The 26,221-nt window shown below is 35.4% G+C and carries 25 protein-coding genes; 4 read left to right on the top strand and 21 right to left on the bottom strand.

Annotated features, from left to right (window positions below; all coding sequences use genetic code 11):
* Nucleotides 1-81 precede the first annotated feature (81 nt).
* The 19 genes from ACIP9G_RS18575 to ACIP9G_RS18485 form a co-directional block, all read right to left on the bottom strand.
* Nucleotides 82-657 carry an RloB family protein gene (locus ACIP9G_RS18575; RefSeq protein ID WP_173478046.1) on the bottom strand — a complete coding sequence of 192 codons (576 nt, stop codon included), beginning with the start codon at nt 655-657 and terminating at the stop codon, nt 82-84.
* Nucleotides 658-884: 227 nt separating this feature from the next.
* The gene (locus ACIP9G_RS18570) at nt 885-1,181 is read right to left on the bottom strand and encodes a putative quinol monooxygenase (protein WP_401021287.1); all 297 of its coding nucleotides are present in this window, start codon (nt 1,179-1,181) and stop codon (nt 885-887) included.
* Between the two features lie 76 nt (nt 1,182-1,257).
* Nucleotides 1,258-1,686, bottom strand: a complete 429-nt coding sequence (locus ACIP9G_RS18565; RefSeq protein WP_173478048.1) for a MarR family winged helix-turn-helix transcriptional regulator — start codon at nt 1,684-1,686, stop codon at nt 1,258-1,260.
* 234 nt (nt 1,687-1,920) lie between these two features.
* Nucleotides 1,921-2,847 (bottom strand): NAD-dependent epimerase/dehydratase family protein, encoded by a 927-nt coding sequence (locus ACIP9G_RS18560; RefSeq protein ID WP_401021283.1) that lies wholly within the window; start codon nt 2,845-2,847, stop codon nt 1,921-1,923.
* Nucleotides 2,848-3,129: 282 nt separating this feature from the next.
* Nucleotides 3,130-3,657, bottom strand: a complete 528-nt coding sequence (locus ACIP9G_RS18555) for a YceI family protein (RefSeq protein WP_401021281.1) — start codon at nt 3,655-3,657, stop codon at nt 3,130-3,132.
* A gap of 415 nt (nt 3,658-4,072) precedes the next feature.
* Nucleotides 4,073-4,849: a class B sortase gene (gene srtB, locus ACIP9G_RS18550; RefSeq protein WP_401021279.1), complete on the bottom strand. Its 777-nt coding sequence runs from the start codon at nt 4,847-4,849 to the stop codon at nt 4,073-4,075.
* 12 nt (nt 4,850-4,861) lie between these two features.
* Nucleotides 4,862-5,632 (bottom strand): ABC transporter ATP-binding protein, encoded by a 771-nt coding sequence (locus tag ACIP9G_RS18545; protein ID WP_340826215.1) that lies wholly within the window; start codon nt 5,630-5,632, stop codon nt 4,862-4,864.
* Nucleotides 5,633-5,637: 5 nt separating this feature from the next.
* Nucleotides 5,638-6,603: a FecCD family ABC transporter permease gene (locus ACIP9G_RS18540; RefSeq protein WP_401021277.1), complete on the bottom strand. Its 966-nt coding sequence runs from the start codon at nt 6,601-6,603 to the stop codon at nt 5,638-5,640.
* 224 nt (nt 6,604-6,827) lie between these two features.
* Nucleotides 6,828-7,745 (bottom strand): heme ABC transporter substrate-binding protein IsdE, encoded by a 918-nt coding sequence (isdE, locus tag ACIP9G_RS18535; RefSeq protein WP_340826216.1) that lies wholly within the window; start codon nt 7,743-7,745, stop codon nt 6,828-6,830.
* Between the two features lie 11 nt (nt 7,746-7,756).
* Nucleotides 7,757-9,007: an NEAT domain-containing protein gene (locus tag ACIP9G_RS18530; protein ID WP_401021274.1), complete on the bottom strand. Its 1,251-nt coding sequence runs from the start codon at nt 9,005-9,007 to the stop codon at nt 7,757-7,759.
* An 84-nt stretch (nt 9,008-9,091) separates the two neighbouring features.
* Entirely contained in the window at nt 9,092-10,603 is a 1,512-nt protein-coding gene (locus ACIP9G_RS18525; RefSeq protein ID WP_401021271.1) for an NEAT domain-containing protein, read from the bottom strand.
* Complete coding sequence (gene isdC / locus ACIP9G_RS18520; protein ID WP_401021269.1) at nt 10,603-11,205, bottom strand: heme uptake protein IsdC; 603 nt, start codon at nt 11,203-11,205, stop codon at nt 10,603-10,605. Before isdC ends, ACIP9G_RS18525 begins: the two co-directional genes overlap by 1 nt.
* A gap of 273 nt (nt 11,206-11,478) precedes the next feature.
* Nucleotides 11,479-12,051: a manganese efflux pump gene (locus ACIP9G_RS18515; protein ID WP_340826221.1), complete on the bottom strand. Its 573-nt coding sequence runs from the start codon at nt 12,049-12,051 to the stop codon at nt 11,479-11,481.
* Between the two features lie 596 nt (nt 12,052-12,647).
* Nucleotides 12,648-13,400 carry an iron ABC transporter ATP-binding protein gene (locus tag ACIP9G_RS18510; protein WP_401021266.1) on the bottom strand — a complete coding sequence of 251 codons (753 nt, stop codon included), beginning with the start codon at nt 13,398-13,400 and terminating at the stop codon, nt 12,648-12,650.
* A complete protein-coding gene (locus ACIP9G_RS18505) occupies nt 13,397-14,461 on the bottom strand; it encodes an iron chelate uptake ABC transporter family permease subunit (protein WP_401021264.1) in 1,065 nt (354 codons plus the stop codon). Before ACIP9G_RS18505 ends, ACIP9G_RS18510 begins: the two co-directional genes overlap by 4 nt.
* Entirely contained in the window at nt 14,458-15,474 is a 1,017-nt protein-coding gene (locus ACIP9G_RS18500; RefSeq protein WP_401021448.1) for an ABC transporter permease, read from the bottom strand. Before ACIP9G_RS18500 ends, ACIP9G_RS18505 begins: the two co-directional genes overlap by 4 nt.
* Nucleotides 15,475-15,493: 19 nt before the next feature.
* On the bottom strand, nt 15,494-16,534 hold the full coding sequence (locus ACIP9G_RS18495; protein ID WP_401021262.1) for a siderophore ABC transporter substrate-binding protein: 1,041 nt from the start codon (nt 16,532-16,534) through the stop codon (nt 15,494-15,496).
* Between the two features lie 351 nt (nt 16,535-16,885).
* Complete coding sequence (locus tag ACIP9G_RS18490) at nt 16,886-17,563, bottom strand: response regulator transcription factor (RefSeq protein WP_340826225.1); 678 nt, start codon at nt 17,561-17,563, stop codon at nt 16,886-16,888.
* 335 nt (nt 17,564-17,898) lie between these two features.
* Nucleotides 17,899-18,867, bottom strand: a complete 969-nt coding sequence (locus tag ACIP9G_RS18485) for an ABC transporter substrate-binding protein (RefSeq protein ID WP_401021260.1) — start codon at nt 18,865-18,867, stop codon at nt 17,899-17,901.
* 158 nt (nt 18,868-19,025) lie between these two features.
* Between ACIP9G_RS18485 and ACIP9G_RS18480 the strand changes: the two genes are divergently transcribed.
* The gene (locus ACIP9G_RS18480) at nt 19,026-20,027 is read left to right on the top strand and encodes a FecCD family ABC transporter permease (RefSeq protein ID WP_401021446.1); all 1,002 of its coding nucleotides are present in this window, start codon (nt 19,026-19,028) and stop codon (nt 20,025-20,027) included.
* Between the two features lie 158 nt (nt 20,028-20,185).
* On the opposite strand, the gene ACIP9G_RS18475 is transcribed toward ACIP9G_RS18480, so the two are convergent.
* Entirely contained in the window at nt 20,186-21,166 is a 981-nt protein-coding gene (locus ACIP9G_RS18475) for an ABC transporter substrate-binding protein (protein WP_401021258.1), read from the bottom strand.
* 156 nt (nt 21,167-21,322) lie between these two features.
* Between ACIP9G_RS18475 and ACIP9G_RS18470 the strand changes: the two genes are divergently transcribed.
* Genes ACIP9G_RS18470 through ACIP9G_RS18460 form a run of 3 tightly spaced genes read left to right on the top strand, consistent with a single transcriptional unit; the run spans nt 21,323 to nt 24,188 of the window.
* Nucleotides 21,323-22,324: a FecCD family ABC transporter permease gene (locus tag ACIP9G_RS18470; protein ID WP_401021256.1), complete on the top strand. Its 1,002-nt coding sequence runs from the start codon at nt 21,323-21,325 to the stop codon at nt 22,322-22,324.
* Entirely contained in the window at nt 22,324-23,379 is a 1,056-nt protein-coding gene (locus ACIP9G_RS18465; protein ID WP_401021254.1) for a FecCD family ABC transporter permease, read from the top strand. The genes ACIP9G_RS18470 and ACIP9G_RS18465 overlap by 1 nt, the downstream gene beginning before the upstream one ends.
* A gap of 14 nt (nt 23,380-23,393) precedes the next feature.
* The gene (locus ACIP9G_RS18460; protein WP_401021252.1) at nt 23,394-24,188 is read left to right on the top strand and encodes an ABC transporter ATP-binding protein; all 795 of its coding nucleotides are present in this window, start codon (nt 23,394-23,396) and stop codon (nt 24,186-24,188) included.
* 497 nt (nt 24,189-24,685) lie between these two features.
* On the opposite strand, the gene ACIP9G_RS18455 is transcribed toward ACIP9G_RS18460, so the two are convergent.
* A complete protein-coding gene (locus ACIP9G_RS18455; protein WP_401021249.1) occupies nt 24,686-26,116 on the bottom strand; it encodes a DHA2 family efflux MFS transporter permease subunit in 1,431 nt (476 codons plus the stop codon).
* Nucleotides 26,117-26,221: the final 105 nt, after the last annotated feature.

Raw genomic sequence — 26,221 nt, 5'->3', positions numbered from 1 at the left:
AACCTGCAAACTATTCATCGCCTGTACTTAATTAATGCTTCACCTTTCTCTTACGTTAGCTGAACAAGACATCCACCAGATTTAGAATATGTATTGAATCATGTCATGTATATTGCAATAAGGATTATCACGATTTTCTGTCGTTCGTAGGGACATCATTTCCGCGCAATTTTTAATGGCTACCTCATGTAGTAGTGCAATCGGAGCAATAATAGACTCGTCTGCCTTATGACGAAAATAGCGTGTTACCCCTAAATGCTCCTCCATCTTGTTGTTTAAAACAGCACGTGGATATTTTTCAGATACATCTACTTCTTCAAAATGTAGTAATAGCCACAATTCAAATGCCTCATTTGAATAAGCGATGTGAATATTTTTTTCCTCACAGAACATATTTACTTCGTCTAGCTGTTTATCTGTTAAATCATCCTTATCAAAAACAATCCATACTTCATCAAAATATTGGTAGCTGGAATCACGGAAGGCGTGTTGTGCTAGCTTGATCGCAGAGCGCTTAACGTTTTTTATTTTCACGCTCACTGTTTTCGAGCGCTTTAAAATACGCAATTGCTCAAAGTAAATGCGCTCCGTTTCTCCCTCACAATAAATTAATATTGTTTTACGTATTGTCCGATTACCATGTTGATGTACGCTCACTGGTCAAATACCTCCACTCCACGTAAATATTGATTGGATAAGTATTCATTTATAACTGGTATTGCAATGAGTACACTAGAAAAAATCGCCTTTCTTTTATTGTATGCAGCTACTATGACTCATGCTAAATACAACATTTGTACGTGCCTTTAAAATCCATTTGATGAAAATGAACATAAACAAACACCCCAAGAATAACTCCTTGAGGTGTTTGCTTTTTTTACAAATTATGCTTTTAAAGGTTCTCCACTAAATACTTTAAGATCCATTGGTGCAGCCATAAAAGTTAGTGCTTTTTGAGTAAAAGCACTAAAATGCTCACTCGTATTATGGATTGCAGTAGCTTCTACGTCTTTCCAAATTTCAACCATTGTATAATGGCAATCGTGTTCAGTAGACTTCATCAAATCGTAGCTAATGTTACCCTCTTCAGCTCTTGTTGCTGAAAGAAGGATCTTTGCTTCTTCCAAGAATGCTTGCTCTTGCTCCGGTTTTACTTGTAAGTGTGCGTGAATAATAATCATAGTTACCCATCCTTTTAATTAAATTCATTTATTGAACTAAATGCTTCATTTTCAAATCAGTATATTGGTCAAAAATTCAATAATCGATAATGTTGTTTTGCATGCGATTTAGCATGACAGATAAGGATTCTAATTCTTCTTGATTAAAATCATGAAGCATTTGGTTAACGAAACGAACCTTTTCTTTTTTGTAACCGACAATTTGTTTACGACCTTCATCAGTCAGTCGAACAAATATTACACGATTATCGGTGGGGTTTCGTCGTCTTGTCACCATACCGCTTGCCTCAAGTTGTTTTAAATGACGAGTAATGGCACCACTGTCTATATTAACTGCTTTTTGAAGGGTAGATTGATTAATTTCTTCTGTTTTATAAAGCTGGTGTAGCAATTCATAGCGTGATGCGCTAATGCCTGTACATCGTTCAAATTTAGGGCTAATTTGATTATTAAGCCCTTTAAGAAGCTGTAAAATTTGTTCATGATTTGAAAGTGAACATTGCATCAATAACCCTCCTAATAATTTGTGTGGTCAACTTTATAGAAGTGTCAACTAATCATTGAGTGCTCAATCATTGACCCGTCAATTAATATAATACAAAATTATCGATCCAGCAACAAATGACAACTTACCTAAATCAGGAATCAAAAAGGTCTGTGCTCGAAAAAATCGAACGCAGACCGAATAAACCGATTAGTAGACTTCATTTTCAGAACAGCTCTTCTGTATTTACCATTATTAAATTTCTACAATCTTCTCTTTCTGTAGCGCTTGAATAGTTCGCTCGATGCCCTCTGCAAAAGAATTCTTCGGCTTCCATCCAATCGCATTGGCAAGCTTTTCATTATTTAAAAATGAATGCTCAATATCCCCTTCTCTTGCAGGGGCATATTGAATCTCTAGTGGATGATTTAAATGTTGTAATAATAATATAACTTGGTGCAGTGACCATGCTTCATTTGTTGAAACATTGTATATACCTTGAAGTCTAGCTTCTACTCCAGCATAAATGGCATCTGCAATATCATCTACGTAGATGAAATCACGCGTCTGTTCACCGTCGCCATAAATAGTAAAAGGTCTACCTTCAAGACTACTTTTCAACATACTAGGGATGACAGCTGCCTCCCCTTGCATACGCTGTCTCGGACCGAAAACATTCGCAAAACGGTAAATTAGCGTCGGCAAATGATAATCACGTTGCCACTTTTCACAATAAGTTTCACCAATGCTTTTATTTAGTCCATACATCGAAACAGGCTCACTAACATCTGTTTCCTCAAGCGGTGGATAGTGGCTATTACCATACACCGCAGCAGAAGAGGCGAAAACAAAATGTTTCACCTTGTATTTTGATGAATAAAAGAGCATTTGGCTTAGCCCTACAATATTTGTCAATATATCCTTCATTGGCTCCTGTATCGAAAGTTGAACACTCGTTTGCGCTGCACAATGAATTACTACATCAAAAGCCACTTCATTAAAGAAATGCTCACAAACCTCATCTTCAACATTTAATAAGTAAGATTTATGCTCAAAATCAATATTTCGGAGATGTCCTGTACTTAAATTATCAATTATATAAATATTGGCGCCTTCCTCGAAAAATCGCCTCGCCACTGCACTGCCAATAAATCCATAGCCACCTGTCACTAATACATTCATCCCATCGCCCCCAAAAACAATATGATGTTTTATATGCATTAATTGCTAAAAATATGCAAGGAACTTATTATTGGATTATTTTAACAGACTATCAACGAAAGGTAAAATCGAAGTAAACATTCTATTTTTAATTAAATAATAATAAAAATCCACTCAAACTTTCAAGCAAGCGGACGAGTGAATCGCAAGCGGTAACTAGCGACCCAACTCAGACGTTGCCACGAAAGACGAGCGGATTTTAACAAATTATTATTTATTTTTTTACAACACTGGATAGCAATATTAAGCAGGGTTTACTTCTAGTTCAACTGAAATTTTAATATCTTTACCTACAAGTACTCCACCAGTTTCTAAAGCTGCATTCCAAGTTAAACCGAAGTCTTCACGGTTAATTGTCGTTTCTGCCTCGAAGCCATATACTTCCTGACCCCATGGGTTAGTACCTTTACCGTTAAATTCAGTATTAAATGTAACTGATTTCGTAACATCTTTAATTGTTAAATCACCAGTTAATGCATATTCATCGCCTGATTTTTTTGTAATGCTAGTTGATTTAAAAGTAATATTTGGGTAATTTTCTGCATCAAAGAAATCACCTGCTTTTAAGTGATTATCGCGATCTTCGCTACGTGTATTAATGCTTGCTGCATCGATTGTAATGCTAATGTTTGCTGTAGTTAAATCTGCAAGATCTGCTGCTTCAATATCAGCTGAATAAGAATCAAACACACCTTTTACTTTTGATACCATCATGTGTTTTACTTGAAAGTTAATTGCTGAGTGTCCTAAATCGATATTCCATTTTGCCATTTTAAATTCCTCCAATTTGAATTGTTTTATATCTCGAATTCGAGATATATGTTAAAATATGAAGTAACTACACTAATTATGTTACCCAAAAATAAATGGACTAAACATATGTAGTTACTTCGAGAGCTTCTTTTTTAATTTTCCGTTACTAAAAGTAATCAATTACTTTATGTAACTTACTATATATTAATAATTAATTTACGTCAAGTAATTTATTTAAAATTATTTATCGACTTAACTCCTACTAATTTCTATGAATATTTATCACCATAGACAAGGCTACAGCGGACGTTTTCCAAAGGTTTTCCGGCGATATATCGACTCTTATCGGCGATTTCTCATGTCTTACCGGCGATAGGCGGACTCTTATCGGCGATAGGCGGACTCTTATCGGCGATTCACGAGCTTCTATCTGTTATCGCTTTACTAATTTCCCTTGAACAACAAATCGATGGTCATCACTTATTACGGAATCTTTGCACGTAGAAAGTGTAATAATTTTATCATCTGGTCCGACATCTACATTCATATCAATTGTAGAACGCTTTTGAACTTCTCCAATAAACTGAATAAATTCCTCATCCGTTTTAAATTCTGTTTCAATATAATAAAAATCAATAGTTGTTTCATAAGCTGCAAATACTTCAACATCATAACCTTCATATAATGTATCCAAATAAATTGTAGGATGTGCATTGGCATAATCCTGATTCAAGTAATTTTTCAAACTACCAAACATCGTCCCATCTTTCATGGCATGACCGTACAAAATGGTATTTCGACTTATATCGAGCGTGTCATTACGATAATCCATAAAAACACTGCCTGCACGACTTTCCCGATCTTTATAATTATGGTTCAAATAAAATTCATTATTATCCGCGTGTAAAATTGGATTGTTGAGCTTTGTATTATCTACAGAAATCCAACCAACAATGCGATCATTTACAGCTAGTAAATCATGAAATTGAGGTCTTATCGTATATTTTGATTTTATTTCAGCATCCGATATTTCTTCATCAACTACTTCTTTTTGAATCGTTGCCAATGTTTCAGCATAAATCGTTTGTACTTCTTTTAATGATTTTGATGACTCATAGTACGTGTAGACGTACTTTACAAGTGCAAAGCCAGCATATAAAAATATAGCCAAATATAAAACTGTTAATAGATTAGTTTTCCATTTTTTCATCGTTTCACCAACTTAAATACCAAGAGGCACCATATAAAGACCGAGCTGTTCATCTTCGTTGAAGATTGCTTCAACACCATATACTTCTTTAATAACTTCCTTTGTGATGACGTCACGTGGCGCGCCCTCAGCTATTATTTGTCCTTCTTTCATCAAAATAATATGATCACTGTAACGAATGGCTTGGTTAATATCATGGAGTACCATAACAATTGTTAAGCCATGTTCTTCATTCAAAGATTTTACAAGCTCCAATAACTCCATTTGATAATAAATATCTAAGTACGTAGTCGGCTCGTCTAAGCATAAAATCTCAGATTGCTGTGCTAATGCCATCGCTATCCATACTCGTTGTCGTTCACCGCCTGATAGCGCTTCTAAATCATTTTTTCGCTTTTCTAATAAGTTTGTACATGCTAATGCCCAATCAATCGCTTTTTCATCTTCCTCATGATTACGTTTTAACATTGTATTATGCGGAAGACGTCCAAAACTTACTAACTTTTCAATCGTTAAATCTTTTGGCACTTCATTTTGTTGATAAACAATTGCTAGCTTTTTAGCAAACTCTTTTTGCTTATAATGAACTAAGTCTTTGTTTTCCAAAGAAACATTACCTGATTTCGGCATATTATTTCGAGACATCACACTTAGTAATGTCGATTTTCCACAGCCATTTGGTCCAATTATCGTTGTGATTTTGCCCTTTCGTATTCTCGTTGAGACACCATCTAAATGATTACGTGTATTATCATGAGAGACGATAATGTCGTGCATTTCCATTTTCTTCACTCTTTTCGTAAAAGGAATATTAAGAACGGACCACCGATGATTGCCATAATAGTTGAAGCAGGAATTTCAATTGGTGAAACGACCGTTCTACCAATTGTATCTGCCACTAAAATTAATAAGGCTCCTGCTAATGCCGTAAACGGTATTAGTACTCGATGATCGTGTCCAACTAAACGTCGGGCAATATGTGGGACTAATAAGCCGACAAATGAAATAACGCCAGCTACAACAACTGACACAGCTGATAATAATACAGCTACAGCTGCAATAATTAAACGAGCACGTGCTACGTTAAAACCGAGACTCTTTGCCGTTTTATCTTGTAGAACGAGAAGATTACACCAGCTATATAACGCAAATGCTGCAACCAAGCCTATCGTTCCATACGTTGCAATGGTCGAAACATCTTTCCATGTACGCATCGTTAAATTTGATCCGACGACACTAGAAGCAGCTGTATTTAATGAGCCACCTAAACTTAAAAATGCTTCCGTTAGACCAGTAAACATCGCATTAATCGCAATCCCTACTAAAATTAATTTTAGTGGACTCAATCCCGATTTCCATGACAAGGCAAACACTAGCGCACAAGCAAATGCCCCACCTATAAACGCCAATATCGGCGTCATGAAAAATAAAGCTGGAAAAAATGAAATAATAAATAATTGTACAAATGCTGCACCTGATGAAATACCAATCACACCCGCGTCTGCTAGCGGATTACGCATTACTGATTGCAATAATACGCCTGAAACAGAAAGCGCAGCCCCAGCAAATAATGCGACTAGAATACGAGGAAATCGCAAATCACGTATTGCCTCCATCTGGCTATTCCCTTCTTCAAACAACGCCCCTATAAATTCAAAAAAGCCCATTTTAATACTACCTGTCGTTGCTGAGTAAACCATCGAAACAAGCAACAACAATATTACCATTGCAAAACTTATTATTTTTTTAGTCATATCGGATTCCTTTTTCTCATCATATTCCGCACAATATTTTTGCACAGAGTGTGCGCATCCATTGTTGCGATTGCTTCGACTTTACTTCATTTAAAGATTCGCTCACTACGGTTGCTTTGGAACGAAAAGTAATATGTAATATCCTTTGTGCTACAAGAAATATAAGAAAAGCGCTCTATGGCAAGGTTTATCCTGCAATACGAGCGACAATTTCAACTTACTTATTAGCGATAAAAAATTTCCATCAACTGTCCTAAAGCCTGTGGCGCTTGTAAAGAAGCTGTAGTACCAAATAATTCTTCTTCCAAATCATACACTTTACCATTGTTCACTGCGTCAAAGTGCTTCCAAATATCATTTGTTTTAAATTCTTCATCAAACATTTTGACAACCTCGTCGGGCATGCCGTGTGATAGACGTAAAATAATATCAGGATTGCTATTATGCAAGTACTCCGTATTTGATGATAAGTACTCTGCTTCTTGCCCCTCCATCACATTAATTCCTCCAGCACGTTTGACAAGATCCCCAGCGTAAGAGTTTTCAGTTGCTACTAAGTAACTGCCTGGAATACCAAGTAAAATTAAAACACGAGGTCCTTCTTTATTAGCAGCAACAGTTTGTATGGCATCAATGTTTTTCTGTAGCCCCGTTAATAATTCTTCGGCTTGAGCCTTACGATCATAACGCTCACCTAACGTTTTAATTTCAGCTAACATCGCATCAACACTTTGGAAATTTAAAAAATTCACAGGTATTTTTAATTGTTCGAATTTATCTTCTAAATCGTATTGTAATGTTGACACTGATAATACATCCGTAGGAGTTAATGATTTAACAATTTCCATATCAGGCTCCATAGCATTCCCTATTGTAGGTAAACCTTCAAAGCGTTTCGCTAACTCTTTTTCAGTTTCCGGTACTGCGATAGCATCAAGCTCTAGCTTATCTAAAATATCAGCTATAACAACTGTACCTGCAATAATCCGATTTTCACTTGGTGTATTTGCTGTTACTGTAACTTCCTCTTTGTTAGTAGATGCTTCATTCTTTGCTTGATCGCTCCCACCGCTACAACCAGCAATTAAAAATACGGTCATAAGCGCTATCAATGCCAACCAGTTATTTTGTTTTTTGCACATATAGTCACCTCCTAGTTATTTTTAGAATTTTTAAAGCGACGAACGAGTAACCAGCCCGATAAAATACAAATCAACACTAACAATACAATTTTCACTTTATCTAACTGGGCAAGTTGCTGATCTATATTCGTTTTGTTTTCAGCCTGCTCAATGTTTGGTTGCTTTTCTTCTTCAGTTACAGTAGGTTCTTCTTCTACTACTTCTTCAGTATTTGCATCAAGTGTACGGTCAAAAGCTAACTGTTCTTCCACTAATGCTGTGAAAGGAGGTTGAACTTTTGGCAATGAAATGCTGTTGGATTTTGTTATAGGTTCCTCTGTTTTTTTCTCTAATGGCTTCTCTATTTTGTCACTATTGACGACAGGAGGCTTCACGTTTATGTCTTGCTTAGGAGGCTCCGTTTCTATAGGCTTTTCTAAAATATTCGCCACTTGTTGTTCATCAAATTGTAAATCAACAAAATATTGATGATGATAAGCAATCTCCGGTATATCTACCTGTACCCACATGCGCAGTGGTTTTTCTAAATCAACTACTTCAAATTCGACAATTCTCTCATTTTCCACATCGGATACAAGCGTTGGTTCTGCCTGTTGCCCTCGTTGATCTACTGTTAACCCCGTTACCCAAGCAGATTTTAAAATGGTCATCTGAGCATAGTAACTGCCGTCTTTTTTTATCATCTTGGCCACTGGATTGACATATGTATTCATAATTGATTGCTCTTTTTTTCCATCAACGTACAATATGTAATCAATCGACCATTCTTTTTCAGGTGTAGTTTCTTCTATTATAGTACCTTGTTCATTTTCTTCGATGGGTGCTTTTAATATGATGCGAAGTTCCTGTGCAAATTGAAAACTATCCTCTTCTGACTCAGAAGCCAAAAGACCTTTTATCATAATAGGCTCTTTTAAATCTTTTACATCAAACTGAACTAAATTTTCAGTCCACTTCAAAATAGATGAAAACGTTTTTTCCGTCTGTTCAATATGTACCTCTTGTAAAATATATGGATGATTAATTGTCATAGACAATGTATATTTGCCATTCTTTACGTTGAGTGTTGCTTCTTCATTGAAAAATCTGTTTTGTTCTATTCCATCAAGGGATGAAAAACTTAGTTCAACTTGATAGCTCCCATTTCCTAATGACCTATCTACTTCAGCTTGTGCATGTAACGGCAATTGAGGGATAAACACCAAGATAATAGCGCTAATAAGAGCTAATAAAAAGACTCCTTTTCTATTGTATGTTTTCATCAAATACCCCCAATTTCTATAGAAGCAACAGTAACTTCCTTCCTCATCAAAGTGAGAAAGGAAGTTGCTGTTTACTAATTATTCTTATTCTTCAAATTCATAGAAAAACTGTAAAGAGTTATTTAAAATTTTTGCCATTTGACCACGTGTTAATGGTTTGTTTGCATTGATGTATGTTTTACCATCTTTAGCAACAGAACCTGTCATAATGCCTTCTTTGTTAAGTAATGAGAATGCTTCTTTCGCTTCATCATTCGCAATTGTCGCTACATCAGCATAAGGTAATGAAATTTCAACATTTAAGTCGCCTTCAGTGACAGCTTGGATTGCACGGTAAATCATTAATGCACCTTGTTGACGTGTTAAAATGCCATTTGGATTGAATTTTTCACGTGATTCTACGATACCATATTCAGCAAGAGCGTTAATTGCTTTTTCTGCTTCGATGCCTTTAATATCTTGGAAACCAGCAACTTCAGTAGGTTCTAACTCTAAAGTACGTGCAATCATTAATGCAAATTGAGCACGTGTTAAATTGTTATTTGGATTGAATTTATCTTGCGCAACAATAATATCATAAGCAAGTAAATTTAAGATTGCTTCTTTATTTTCGTTGTTATCAATATCTTTAAACGGGTTAACAATTGGTGTTTCTTCAGTATCTGTTACTGGTTTGTCTAAGTCTACATTAAAGCTAAATTGAACTGTATGAACTGAATCATATTTAACTCCTGCTGCAGGCTCATCTACGATAATATGAATCTGTGCATTTGTTAGTGCTTTTAAATCTTTCACTTCAAAAGTATAAATACGTTCATTTGTTTCTTTATCTTCTTCTTCTAATACAGCGTCTTTACCGTCTACTTTAAATGATTGAACATATTGACCTTTAGGGAATACCATACCTACAACGTAACCGCCATCTACTTCACTAACAGCTATAGCAGGACTAATATAATTTTTCATCATTGATTCTTCTTTAGTACCATCTTTATAAACTGTTACAGTACCTTCATATACAGCTTCATCAGTAACAACTGTTTCCTCTTTTTCAGGTTGCTCTTCTTTTACTTCCTCAGTCGGTTCTGCTACTTCATCTGTAGCAACTGGTTGGAAATCAAAGTCATACCATGTATCCATGTTAGCTTGTGAAACAACTACATGTACTTTTGCTGCTGTTTTCACCTTTGGATCTACTGGGAATGACACGATGCTTGAACCATCTTGTTGCTTTTCAATTGTCGCATCAACATATTTATCGCCTTGTTTTACTTGGAAACCAGGAATCATTGCAGCGAATTGAGCTGGGATCGTTAGTTTCACTGTGTATGTACCATCTTTTTCAACAAGTAAGCCTGTTCCAGCAAAATATTTATCCATGTATCCTGCTTGTTCTGTACCAGGTTTAAACGTTTGGAACTTTACAACTGTCCCTTCTTTTGTTTCAGCTGTAGCTTCCACTTTTACGTCTGTAGATATAGTTGTCGTTGTTGTATCAGCCACCTTTGCTGATGCAAATGTTGGAACTGAAAGTGATGCTGCTAATAATGAAGCGAGTACGATTTTTGTTGCGCGAGATTGACGTTTTTTAGTCATTATTGACCCTCCATTTTTGTTTTGTATTTAGTTCTATAAAGTAAAAATGCTGATCCTGCAAATGCAACTAATAACAAATAAGGCATCGCATCGCTTGTTTGTGGATTAGACACTTGACTTTCAGATGCTGTTGACGTTTTCGTATTATTTGTTGCTGTTGTTGTTGTTGCTGCTGAACTTCCTGATACCGCTGCATCAAATACTAGTGAAACGCTATATTCATGGTGATAATTAATATCATCGATATCAATTTTCATAGATGTTACAACTGGTTTTGATAAGTCTTTTACAGTGAATTGTACAACACGTGTATCAGCTGCTTTATCTTCGCTAACAACTGCTGCTCCCCCTGGCGGTTGGAATTTAGTAATCCAAGCACTATTCTTTAATGTAATTTGCACAGTAGCTGTACCATCTTTTACTGTCACCTTAGCTGGCTTTACGAAATAATCATTCGCAATAGACGCAGAGCTGCTATCCGGTTTATTGACCTGATATTTTACAGAATATGTGCCATCAGCCATTTGAGCAGATGCATGTGGTAACGCTAAATTAAAAATAACCATACTAACTAGCATGACCAACATCATTATTTTCTTCATGTGTTGCACGCCTCCTTCGATAATTATGGAAAATTTTTATTTATTTTCCATTAAACATTATAATTGAAACGAATAATATTCTCAATATTTCCATGAAAGCAATATTATGAAAATGAAAACGAAAATAATTCTCAATTACACTATATAACCAAAGAATAATCTCTGATACCTTACTATGTCAACTAGCAATCCAAAAACGTCCTCAATATGTCAAATTTACCTCAATGAAAAAGGAATATTACTGTTAAACATCAGTAATATCCCTCAATTTTATTATTTAGCAAAAACTTCAAACACCCCAATTAAGATTAATAACCATCCTGAAATTGCTGTGGAGTACACGCCAATATATGTTTTTGAAAGAAGGGCACCAAAATGAATTCCCACTCCCACAGTTATAAAAGAAAAGGTTCCAATCGAGATGACCGTCCATATAGCTGAAATACCGTTTGCTCCAATAGCGATTCCGCCTGCAAAACAGTTCGCTGATAAAACAAATCCAAGTGTCATTGCCTCTCTAATTGAAATAATATGATTTTTATCTTCATCAAACACTTCAGGATTTTTCGCGATGCCATTTTTGGAAAGACGATTAGAGAATAATGTATATACCCCAATAGCACACAGCAAAAGACTTCCTAAAAGATTGGCCGTGTGTGGAGAAATATACTCTACTACTGTACTACCAGCCGTCACTGCCACGTAAGTGACAATCATTGAAATGATAGCAATGACTGCGTTCGATATTATCGGTATCTTTACTCGCTTAACCCCATAGGCAAGGCCAATCCCTAGATTATCTAAATTGGCAGCTATACCAATCAAAATGATGGTTATCCAATGCATGATTTCCCTCCTATCAATAATGCCTTGGCATAATTGCATCTAGATTTTTTCAAGCCTGCTCGAAAAGATCCTCTCAAAATTTGTGACATCTGTTGGGGCCGTGAAGTACATTTGTGGCAAACATTCCTCACTTATAGAAGTGAAGGACTTGTGCTGAAGCAAGTTAATGCGTTTACCCATTTTCTATAATATGAGGCGCAAATTTTGTTCAAATAGGCGTTCATCCGTGAATGCGATGTAATCCAAAAGGGACGGGATTTCCATACAATTGGAGGAGCTTTTTGTGGTTGGTGCTTTTTTCTGTGGTTCGAATACCTTTTTCCGCGATTGCACACCGTTTTTCCGCGATTCGAGCACTTTTTTCCGCGATTGCACATCGTTATTCCGCGATTCGAGCACTTTTTTCCGCGATAGCACACGCTTTTTCCGCGAAGCAAAAAACCACCTACTGTATGAAATGATTTTCTACAGTAAATGGTTCATCTGTTGTATTCGTTTACTTCTTCTAGATTGCAATACTACCCACTTTAAAAAAGCTGCCGCCTATAAAATACAGACAGCAGCTTCAGCTATTATAATCTTTGCAAGTATTGAAGCTAATAAACAGCGATTGGCCCATAAGGACCTTCAATAATTTCTATTTTTGTTTCAAAAATATCAGTCAAAATTTTTGAGTCCATAACCTCTTCTACTGTTCCAAAAGCGGCAATTTGTCCATCTTTCATAGCACAAATACTATCAGAATATTTGGCTGCAAAATTTATATCATGCATAACAGTCAGAATTGTTCTTCCAAATTCATTAGCAGCACGTCTCAAATGCTCCATCATTTGAACAGAACGAGCAACATCAAGGTTGTTCAGAGGCTCGTCCAAAAGTACATATTCAGTCTCTTGGCATAAAACCATTGCTACATATGCCCTTTGTCTTTGACCTCCAGAAAGCTCATCTAAATATCTATTCTCTAAATCCGTTAAGTCTAAAAAATCGATATATTTAGATATAATAACCTCATCCTCTTTAGTCAATCTCCCCTTTGAATAAGGAAAGCGTCCAAACCCGACTAGTTGTCTAATAGTAAGCCTAGTTACAAAATGATTTTCTTGCCGTAATATAGTCAAAATTTTTGCTAAGTCTTTTGATTTGGTTTCAGAAATATCCATATTCGCCACTTGGATTTGACCTTCTTCCATCTCTAAGAGTCTTCCAATCATTAAAAGTGTCGTAGACTTTCCAGCACCATTTGGTCCAATTAAAGAAGTAAATCCTGCTTTTGGTATTTCAATATCCAAAGGTCCTATTTTCACCTTATCAGTATAGAACTTTTTAACATTATCAATTTTTATCATAAAGCCCTCTTCCTTAAAACTACAGTTAAAAATATTATTCCACCAAATAATTCAATAATAACTGAAACTACACCTTGAGCATGGAATACATGATACATCAAAAAGTATGCACTCGTTATTATCAAAAATCCTATAGCAAGAGCCATTGGAAAAATATATCGATGGTCATAAGTTGATGCCGCCTGATAACTTAAAGTTGCTACTAAAAAGCCATAGAAAGTTAGCGGTCCAATCAAAGCTGTTGAAATTGACATCAAAATAGCAACTAATACAAGCGTATAAATTACACTAAATTGATATTTAACTCCAAATGAAGTAGAAACATCTTTTCCTAGTGACAATATATTTAGTTTTTTAGAATGAGCAAGCAGTAATATTGCTACAATTATTACCATAGGAATTACAATAGGAAAATATGCAGAATCTGCATTATTAACAGAACCAAACAATCTTGCTTGTAAAATATCAAATTCAGAAGGTGCAAGTAGTCTTCTCATGAAAGTCGACACAGAATTTAACCCAGTACCAATAATAATCCCAACTAAAAGCATAAGTTGCAAATTCCCATATTTACCCGAAAGTAACCATCCATAAAGTATCAAACTCATCACAACCATGACAACAACTTGAAATAAAAATGATCCGATTCCAGTAAAATTTATCAATGCACTAGCACCGAAGAAAAATATTGTACTCGTTTGAATTGTTGAGTAAAGTGATTCGAAACCTAAAAGCGACGGAGTTATTATCCTATTATTCGTAATCGATTGGAAAGCGACAGTCGACAAGCTCTGACAAACTGCAGCAATAATCATTGCAACAAGCGCTACAATCCTTCTCATAACAACTGGGATAAAAGAAGGCGAATCTATCGGAACTGGATTGTTATAAACTAAAAGACCATATGAAGAAAGGATGCCCAACGCAATCAATGTTATTAGCAAAACCCAATAACGTCTTTCTTCCTTCTTAGTACGAAAAGCCCTAGCTGATCTATTTTCATTGTGAAGGCTAGCATCGATTTCGACATTTTCTTTATTTCTATAATCCAATGTGTTCATCGTAGCCTCCTAGGTTTTCTTTGTCTCAATAAAATAGTAATAAACACGACTGACCCCACTGTTCCTAGTATTAATGAAACAGGTACTTCAAATGGCATTATTATTGTTCGGGAAATTATGTCACATGCAGTTATAGTCCCCATTCCTATCACACATACCCAAGGCAAATTACTCCTAAGATCATCACCTCTAAACATTGAAACAATGTTCGGGACAATTAAACCCAAGAAAGGTAAGTTACCAATAACAGCTGCAACAATTCCAACTGCAACAGAAATAAGGGCAGTTCCAAAAAGAACAATCCTATTGTAATTAACGCCGAGGCTTGTTGCTATGTCTTCCCCTAGTCCAGCTAAAGTCAATCGATTTGCATAAATAAAAATAAGCAACGTAACGATCACAATTAGCCATAAATATTCATATCTTCCCACCTGAACGGCCGCAAAAGAACCCACAAACCAAGTTTCAATACTTTGCGTCATTTGAAAAAGGAGTCCCATAAAAGTGGATACTGCAGAAATGACCGCTCCAAGCATCAATCCAATAATCGGAACAATTAAAGACGAGCGAAGTTTAACTCTTCTTAAAAATAAAAAGAAAATCATTGTTCCTATAAAAGAAAAAATGATTGCCCCAGTCATTCTTAGAACTAAAGTCGGGGCAGGAAATAATAAATAAACAAGAAGCAGCCCTAAACCTGACCATTCAATTGTCCCTGTTGTAGTAGGTTCAACAAAACGATTCTGTGTAATCAGTTGCATTACGAGCCCTGCCATTGACATTGCAGCTCCAGTTAGCATTAATGCAGCAGTTCTTGGAACACGAGTTATGAAAAACATCTCCATTCCATCCTCTTGTCCACGTATATCATAAACTCCAGTAAACAGTGATATAATGCCTAAAATAATAACAACGATAATCGCTAATATAAAAGGTTTTGTCCATATCTTATTGTAGTTATAAAACTGGGGTTGAGAAAAATTCTCAACCCTAGAAATTATATTTTTTGGCACCATTCCAAACTCCTTTGCACTACTTAGCTAAAGTATTTGCAAGATTTTCAAATAACTCTATATAAGTCTGAATTGATTCATTTGTATACGTATCTGCTGGTGCATAAATAATTCGGTCTTTAGAAACAGCAGTTGTATTTTGAAGAGCAGGTGAGTTAGCGAGAACATCCTTAGCAGGAACTGAATCACCCGCATCAGATGTTGCAGCATCACGATCTAATACGAAAAGCCAATCAGGATTGCTTTGCGCAATAGCTTCAACAGAAACTTCATCACCTTTATGATCTGAAGTAGAATCAGTTACTTCTAATGCTGGAGTCCAACCGAAAATTTCATACATTGGTCCCCAAACACGTCCAGAATGAGGAGCTGAAAAACCAATATCCCCACCAGCAACGATAACACTCATAACTTTATCTGTTCCGTTATAAGCAGATTTAGCATTTTCGATCACTTTATCAAAATCAGCTACCAATTGTTTAGCTTCTTCATTTTTATCAAAAATTTGTCCTAAAGCAATTGTTGAATTTTTAAGTCCATTTTCTAAATTTTCCCCAGGCGTTGCAGCTTCCTCAGAAACATCAACATTAAGATCGATAACTGCTGCATTTGGCACTAATTTTTTAATATCCTCATAATAGCCAGCAAATCTTTGACCGATAATCACAAGTTCAGGGTTTGCAGCTGCTATAATTTCAAGATTTGGTTCGCGGTGATTTCCAACATTTTGAACTGAATCGTCCTTTACATATGGTGAATCTGCAGGCATAACATCTTTTGGAACAGCTACTAATTCAATATCCCAATCCGCTAACGTTTCAAAAGTTCTATTATCCAAAGCAACTACATTCTTTGGGTTTACTGGAACAGTAACAGTTCCATGGGCATCAGTGATTTCAACCGTCGTAGGTTTAGTAACCTCTTCACTTCCATTATCTTCATTAGCCTTTGACTCTTGACTAGTTTCATCAGTTTTATTACTTGAATCTGAGCAAGCTACTAACATTAAAGTCAAAACTGCTAAAATACCAACTAATTTTAAAAACATAGATTTTTTCATACATATACTCCTTATAATGATTTTTTTTGAAAATGATGAAATCTATAGATTGAATTGAATCGTAATTACTATCCACCTCAATTGCCATTGATAATCATTTTCATTTGAACGTTCTGTGGTATAGTATAGTCATTAATTATGTGAAAATCTTGTGAAGGCTGTAGGTTGATATATTAAGTTACTTTTTGATCATCAAGCATAGCTTGGATGCAAAATAAAATATGTAATTTTCATATCTTTTTAATTAATAAACAGAATTTTCAATATATTTTACAGAACAAAAAAAGAGTAAAAACTGTTTGAAACTGTTTTTACTCTTTTTTTCTCGATTGACCTATTATCTTCACTTTATTATTCAATCATTGAATAGCCTCTACCATGTAATGTTTGAATATATCTATCTTTCTTCTCACACTTTAGCTTTTTTCTTAAATACCCAATATATAAATCCACTACATTTGGACTGACTGCTGCGTCATATCCCCATACCTGATTCAAAAGCATTTCACGGCTCAAAATTTTATTTTTATTCTTGATTAAAAATATAAGGAGGTCATACTCGCGCTGAGTAAGAGGGAGTATTTCGCCACTTTTTGTCACAATATTGTGGGATGCATCAACGAAGAGATCTTTAAACCGAAAGAAATTAGTCTCATTTGGTTGGATAACGTCCCCTCTCCTTAAAATAACTTTTATCCTTGCTACTAATTCTTCTTTCACAAATGGTTTTCTTATATAATCATCTGCCCCTGCTTGTAATCCTTCTATGCAATCCTTGTCGGATACATTGTCGGTCACAATAATGATTGGTGTCGTTTTTACAGCCCGTATTTGTCTGCATATTTCCGGTCCAGATATACTTAACGAATCCCAATCCAATACGATAATATCCCAATCTTGCTCATATACTATATTTAAACCTTTGTTTTCATTATGAAGTGTTAAAATGAAATAGCCTTCTTGTTTTAGTCCGCTTACGATTTTCTTTGCTAATGAGCGTTCATTCTTTAGTACCAACACCTGTTTCATCTACCGTTCACCTCTACTTCATTTCATAAATAAATTTATCACAAAAAGTCATATCGAATGATTAAATCTTAAATTTCTAAAAACCTATTATAACAACTTATTAGGATAGGTTTATGCAAATTTACAATAATTGTGTATAAAAAAGTAAAGATAAATGATATTTTCAACAAATTGCTTTTTTCTATTTAAGCATTGAATAGCCTCCACCATGTTTGTGGTTAGTCCTTATTCAAAATAAAAAACGTTATACAATTTTGTGATAATTGTATAACGCTTCTTATAGTTAATTGATTAATTGTTTGTTAGAAATTGAAAATAATTGATTTATGAAAATCTTATTTAACAAAATATTCTTCGACTTGGTCTAACATAATATTAGCAGCTAGAATGCCTCCAGCAGTATTCCAAATGACATCGTCCACTTTATGGACATTGCCTTTTTGTACTGCACTTAAGTTTTTCCAAAGTGGATCTTCTGTCCACTCCTTTTCAGTCGCTAATGCTGTATCGTCACCTGTAGGCATATAAGTAAAGTAGAATAGTACATCTCCATCCATTTTAGGAATTACTTCTTTTCCTACTTCAACAGCTAATTTTCCTAATTTCGCATTATCTTTAAATAGCTCTGCCTGGTCTGGTACACGTTTGAATCCTAATGAATCAAAAATAACGCCTGAGAATGAATCTGTGTAGTAGATGCGGGATTTATCGGCCATAAAACGAACGATTGAAACTTCTTGAGTCGTTTTATCGCCAAGCTTTTCTTTTAAAGCTTGAACTTTATCTTCGTATGCTTTTATAACTTCCTCGCCTTTCGCTTCATCATTCACCGCTTTTGCATATAACTTAAAATTCTCTTTCCAGTCACCACGTAATGTTTCTGAAAAAATTGTTGGAGCAATTTTGCTAAGTTTCTCATAATCTTTTTCTTGTCTTAGTTTATTACCAATAATTAAATCTGGCTTTAAAGAAGCGATTTTTTCAATATTAATTTCATGTTCAACACCAACTACTTCAACACCGTCCATTTGGTCTTTAATATGGTCATACCAAGGATCGCCTGACCAAGATTGAACAGCACCTACTGGCTTAATTCCTAAAGCTAAAATCGCCTCTGTTCCTTCATTTGTTAATACGACAACACGTTTTGGTATGTCTTTTACTTCTGTTGTCCCCATTGCATGTTCAACACTGTAAGCACTGCTTTCTTTTGAACTTTCTTCCTTAGAATTACTACACGCTGCAAGAGCAAAAATGGCCATAACCGCTAGTAAAACTAGTAATTTATGAAATGTTTTTCCCATCTTTTCTTCCTCCAATGTATATGATATTCTATTTATCGAGAATGATAATCATTATCGATTAGTTGGCGACAAAATAATTATATTATTAATAATCTATCGTTGTCAAAAATTTTACGAATATGCAAACACATCAAATGGAAAGAAAGTGTATGACTTATATGATATTAAAAAATAATTCTTCAAAGTCCCTAGCGTTAATAGTAGGAATGCTTCTCCTACTCATTTGTATGGGGATAAGTATTGTATATGGCTATGCAAATACCTCCATTCAAATGACGATTGAATCTTTTACCAATTTTAATAATTCTAACGAGCATATTATTATTCAAAATGTTCGTATTCCTAGAGCTTTAATTGCTACATGTGTGGGAGCTTCCTTAGCCATTACAGGAGTCCTTATGCAGACATTCACGAAAAATCCTTTAGCATCACCTGGAATATTAGGAATTAATGCTGGAGCTGGATTTGCTGTCGTTTTTTCTATAATTTTCTTCCGTGTGACAAGTTTGCAATCATTTGCATGGATTGCATTTTTAGGTGCCACAATCGCTGCACTAGCTGTTTACGGTATTAGCGCTTCTGGACGAGACGCAGTAACGCCAGTCAAAATAACTTTAGCAGGGGCGGCTATCAGTGCGTTATTTGCTTCTATTACTCAAGGTTTACTTGCAACAAACGAAGCAGGACTTGAACAAGCATTGTTTTGGTTAGCAGGTTCCGTACAAGGGAGAAAGCTTGAAATTCTTTTATCTATACTACCCTATCTAGTTATTGGATGGATTGCTGCTTTGTTCATTTCTTCTAAAATGAATATTCTTGCTCTTGGAGATGATGTAGCGAGAGGGCTAGGATTACCACTAGGATTCATGAAGATGGTAGTAGGGCTTATTGTTATTATTTTGGCAGGTGGTTCGGTTGCAATCGCTGGTCCAATAGGTTTTGTTGGTATTGTAGTACCCCATTTTGCGCGAAAGTTTGTTGGAACAGATCATCGTTGGCTCATTCCAATGGCTGCACTCTTAGGTGCCATATTGTTATTGATAGCCGATGTTGCAGCCCGCTATATCATTTTGCCTCAAGAAGTGCCAGTTGGCGTAATGACAGCCATGATTGGCACACCATTCTTTATTTACCTTGCGCGAAAAGGTGGAAAAAAATAATGAAACAATTAAAACAATACGTTTACTATCAAATATAGTATCTTTAACGATGTTTTACATTTAAAAAAATTATGAAATTAAAAGCGCTATACAATCAATTGTGGAATTGTATAGCGCCTAAAAAATAGTTCTTATTTAATTGTTAGAAAGTGAAAATCTTATTTAATAAAATATTCTTTAACTTGGTCTAACATAATATTAGCAGCTAGAATGCCTCCAGCAGTATTCCAAATGACATCATCCACTTTGTGTGCGTTGCCTTTTTGAACAGCAGTTAGGTTTTTCCAAAGTGGATCTTGTGTCCACTCTTGTTCAGTTGCTAACGCAGAATCATCACCCGTTGGCATGTAAGTGAAGTAGAAAATAACATCGCCATCCATTTGAGGAATTGCTTCTTTTCCTAAATCAATAGCCAACTTCCCTAATTTTGCATTATCTTTAAATAAGTCTGCTTGAGCTGGAACACGTTTAAATCCTAATGCATCAAAGATGACACCTGAGAATGAATCTGTGTAATAGATGCGAGATTTATCTGCCATAAAACGTACGAACGAAATTTCTTTATTCGTTTGATCACCAAGTTCTTCTTTAAGTGCTTGTAATTTATCTTCGTAGGCTGTTAATACTTCTTCACCTTTTGTTTCTTGATTCACTGCTTTTGCATATAATTTAAAATTCTCTTTCCAGTCACCACGTAATGTTTCTGAAAAAATTGTTGGAGCAATTTTGCTAAGTTTCGCATAATCTTTTTCTTGTCTTAGTTTATTACCAATGATTAAATCAGGCTTTAAGGAAGCGATTTTTTCAATATTAATTTCATGTTCAACACCAACTACTTCTACACCGTCCATTTGATCTTTAATATGATCATACCAAGGATCACCTGACCAAGATTGAACAGCACCTACTGGCTTAATTCCTAAAGCTAAAAGTGCTTCTGTTCCTTCATTTGTTAATACAACAATACGTTTTGGTGTGTCTTTTACTTCAGTTGTCCCCATTGCATGTTCGACACTGTAAGCATTGCTTTCTTTTGAACTTTCTTCCTTCTCGTTATCTTTAGAATTGCCACACGCTGCAAGAACAAAAATAGCCATAACAGCTAGCAATACTAATAACTTTTGAAATGCTTTTTGCATCTTTTTTTCCCCCATTGTATATGATAAAATTGTTTGGTGATAATGATTATCATTTTTATTAAGAACGAAGTCAATAATATTGCAAGAATTTATTACTGTCAATATATTTTTAATAAAATGCGAGTACATTCTATATAGAAGAAAGAGTATGAATATATGATTTTTAAAAATAATTTTTCAAAATCTTTAGCATTAATAGTAGGAACACTTCTCTTACTTATTTGCATGGGAATAAGTATTGTATATGGCTATGCAAATACCTCCATTCAAACGACGATTGAATCTTTTACCCAGTTTAATAATTCAAACGAGCATATCATTATTCAAAATGTTCGTATTCCTAGGGCTCTAATTGCTACATGTGTGGGGGCTTCTTTAGCTATTACAGGGGTACTGATGCAGACATTAACGAAAAATCCACTAGCATCCCCTGGAATTTTAGGAATCAATACTGGAGCTGGCTTTGCAGTCGTATTTGCAATGATTTTCTTCCATATTTCAGCTTTACAATCTTTAGCATGGGTTGCATTTTTAGGTGCCGCAATAGCTGCTCTATCAGTTTATGGCATTAGTTCATCTGGACGAGATGCCGTAACTCCAGTCAAAATAACGTTAGCTGGAGCCGCAATCAGTGCACTTTTCGCTTCTTTTACACAAGGTTTACTTGCAACAAACGAAGCAGAACTTGAGCAAGTACTGTTTTGGTTAGCTGGATCTGTACAAGGGAGAAAGCTGGAGATTCTAATATCTGTGTTACCATATTTAGTTATTGGTTGGATTGCAGCTCTACTTATCTCTTCTAAAATGAATATTCTTGCCCTTGGGGATGATATAGCAAGAGGTCTCGGGTTACCACTAGGCATGATGAAATTAGCAGTTGGCATTATTGTTATTTTTTTAGCAGGTAGCTCAGTTGCAATAGCTGGTCCTATAGGATTTGTTGGAATTGTAGTACCCCATTTTGCGCGAAAGTTTGTTGGTACTGATCATCGTTGGCTTATTCCGATGGCTGCTATATTAGGTGGGATTCTTTTACTGTTAGCAGATGTGGCAGCACGCTATATTATTATGCCTCAAGAAGTGCCAGTTGGCGTAATGACAGCCATGATTGGCACACCATTCTTTATTTACCTTGCGCGAAAAGGTGGAAAAAAATAATGAAACAATTAAAAACAGTTCGTTTACTACAAAATAAAATTTCTTTTTTACTAGATGTAAAAGCTTCTAAAAAGCTAACTTTTCTTAGTATCACAGCACTATTTGTTTTTTTCTTCAGTGCATCGTTTGGTGATTCATTTATAAATCCGTTAAAAGTAATGCAAACGATAATCGGACAAGGTTCTGATTTTGATCAATTAATTATTATTGACTTTCGACTGCCAAGAATTTTTATTGCAGCGTTTGCAGGTATGGCTTTAGCAGTGGCAGGTGCTATTTTACAAGGTCTGATTAAAAATCCACTTGCTTCACCAGACATAATCGGTATTTCTGCTGGTGGTGGAGCTGCGGTAGTTGGTTTTTTAGCTATTTTCAGTGACTCCAATCATTCATTAACAGTTAGTATTGAATGGCTACCTCTTGCAGGATTTATTGGAGCTACTGCCGTTGCATTTATTGTTTATATATTTGCTTGGAAAGATGGTGTGACTGCAACCCGTCTTGTATTAATTGGTATCGGGGTTTCTGCTTTTATGCAGGCTATTACGACGATGTTGATGGTTATCGGTCCTATTTATCAAGCTAGTGAAGCCAATAAGTGGATTACAGGTAGCGTCAAAAGTGCAGATTGGAATCAAGTTCAAATTATCGTTCCAATAATTATAATCCTTCTGCTTCTAACAGTCTTTATTACTCGACAGTTAAACGTGCAAGAATTGGGTGATGACACAGCTGCAAGTTTAGGTCAAACTGTACAAAAAACTCGTTTTTTCTTATTACTCTTGAGTTCAAGTCTCGTTGCTAGTGCCATTTCATTTGCAGGAGCTATTGGTTTCGTCGGCTTAATGGCGCCACATATTGCAAGACGTATTGTAGGTCCAGCATTCGGTGTATTAATTCCTACATCCGCTGCTATTGGTGCTTTATTAGTAATGGTTGCAGATATTATTGGACGCACTGCATTTAGTCCTTTAGAAGTGCCGGCAGGAGTGTTTACAGCTGCTATTGGTGCCCCTTATTTCATCTATTTATTATTGAGAAATCCTAGAAAATAAAGGAGTCAAACTTCATGACTAAAACTTTAGAAACTAAATCACTTACACTACATTATGGTGATTCCAATATTATTGAAAATCTAAATTTATCTATTCCTATGAATGAAATTACTGTGTTGATTGGTGCCAATGGTTGTGGAAAATCTACACTTTTACGCTCAATCGCTCGTTTATTAAAGCCTAAACAAGGCACGGTATTATTAGATGGACAAGACCTTTTTAAATTGTCCACAAAACAAGTAGCTAAAAAGCTTTCTATTCTTCCTCAATCACCAGTAGCACCAGAAGGGTTAACAGTTTTACAACTTGTAAAACAAGGTCGTTACCCTCATCAAAGCTGGCGAAAACAATGGACAGAAAAAGATGAAGAAATAGTGTTAAACGCCTTAAAAGCGACGGGCGTGGATCATTTACAGGATAAACCAGTGGATGAGCTTTCAGGTGGTCAACGTCAACGCGCTTGGATTGCTATGACGCTAGCTCAGGATACAGATATTATTCTGTTAGATGAACCTACTACTTATTTAGATTTAACACATCAAATTGAAATTTTAGATTTACTTTTTGAATTAAATAAACAAAATAGAACAATCGTTATGGTTCTACACGATATTAATTTGGCATGTCGATATGCTGATCACATTATTACGGTGCGTGATCGAGGAGTTTATCAAGAGGGAAAACCTGAAGAAATTATGACAACTGCATTAGTAAAACATGTTTTCGATTTAGAATGTCAGATGACAAATGATCCTATATACGGTACGCCTTTATGTATACCCTTCGGTAAAGGAAGGATTATCTCTTAATTAAATTAGAAGTTCTCAATCAATATGCTCTTACCTAATTATTTTGTTAGAACGCTTCAAAGTTATAGGATCGAGTTTCCATTCAATAAAAATTAAAACGCCCCGTAAAGGTTAGATTTTATGTCTAACTTTTATGGGGCAGTTTACTGCATGAAATGATTTTCAACAGCAGACGATTTGTCTAATTGGAAATAATTATCGTGCGACCAAATATTTAATTTTAATTGTTGTGCTTCCTGCTGTATCTCACAGAATTCGTCTTAAACATTCCATAATCATAGCTTTTTCTTGAATAGACAAGTAGTTTCTATTTGCTTATTTTAATGAATAAAAATGAGCAAAAGTTATTTATTGAATTTACTACGTATTTATTATCCTTGCAACAGATTCACTAAACATTTTGTTTGATTAGGACTTACAACAATACAGGATTTGCAGATGTTTTTCTATTTTTGTTTTGAGTCGTGAAATGAGAGTTTTAAATTATTCAGTAAGCCCTATTTAACACGGGAAGATTTGATGAAGAAGGAAATAACTAAACCAATCATAGCTATAATTAGAGTGAATCTAAAGGAGTCCTGTACTCCCGCTGTTAATGAAGCTCCAATTGAAGAGGGGTCTGATAGATCAGTTATATTGTTCATATTTCTTTTCTGAGAAGCGGACATAATCGTAATTGCAACTGCAGTGCCAATTGCTCCCGACATTTGCTGTAATGTATTCATTAAAGCAGTCCCATCTGGGTAAAGATTTTTAGGTAATTGATTTAGTCCATTTGTCTGAGCAGGCATTAAAACCATTGATACACCTATAAATAGAATGGAATGCATCACAATCACCATACTAACCGACGTTTCAATGGTTACGTTTGACATGATATATAACATGATAGGCATGATTGCAAATCCAGGTATAACAAGTCCTCTTGGTCCGAATTTGTCAAAGATACGACCTGTGATTGGGGACATTAATCCATTTAGCACACCACCTGGCAACAAAACAAGCCCCGCAGTGAATGCAGTCAATGCTAGTCCCGTTTGCAAATATAATGGCAACAAAATCATTGTGGACATTATTACCATGAAACAAATAAATACGGACAATAAACCTAGAGTAAACATTGGATATTTTAATACACGTAAATCAAGCATCGGTTTATCCATTTTTAATTGTCGCCAAGAAAACAAGGAAAGTGCAGTAAGACCCATTATAATCATCGTGATTACAATCGCGCTTCCCCAGCCATTCTCACCCGCGCTGCTAAAACCATAGACAATCCCGCCAAAACCAATCGAAGATAGAACAATAGATAATATATCAATTTTCGGTTTAGTTATGGTTGATACATTCTGCATATACACGATACCCGATACCAACGCAAGAATTAAAAACGGTAGACAAACCCAGAAAATCCAATGCCAAGTCAGTTTTTCTAGAATTAGTCCTGAGATTGAGGGTCCAACTGCAGGTGCAAACATAATGACCAACCCTATTAGTCCCATTGTTGCACCTCGTTTATGGATGGGAAAAATCAATAAGATCGAATTAAACATTAGAGGCAGCAATAATCCAGTACCTATAGCCTGAATCACTCGGGAAAACATTAATATTCCGAAGCTTGGTGCAAGAGCTGCGACTAGTGTCCCAATAATTGAAAAAATCAATGACACAATAAATATTTGACGTGTACTAAACCATTGAAGTAAGAGACCCGAGACAGGAACTAATATTCCCAAGGTCAATAAATAACCTGTTGTTAGCCATTGAACCTTGGAAGAACTAATAGAAAATACTTGTATTAAATCTCCGAGAGCCATGTTTAAAGCCGTTTCACTGAACAATCCAATGAAACCAGCAATTAAGAAAGAAATTAATATTGGAGTAGTTTTTATCACTTTTGTTTGCTGTGTTTCTACTGTTAATGACATGAATAATCCACCTAAAATTTTATTTTGTTATAAGTTTGTCGTTAGTCTGAGCAGATTAATTTTAATTGAATTTCTTCTCCACTTCTTTTTGTGTACAACGAGTGG

The organism is Lysinibacillus sp. NPDC093197, from assembly GCF_044754025.1.
Lineage (GTDB): Bacteria > Bacillota > Bacilli > Bacillales_A > Planococcaceae > Lysinibacillus.
This window is presented reverse-complemented; position numbering and strand designations above follow the sequence as displayed.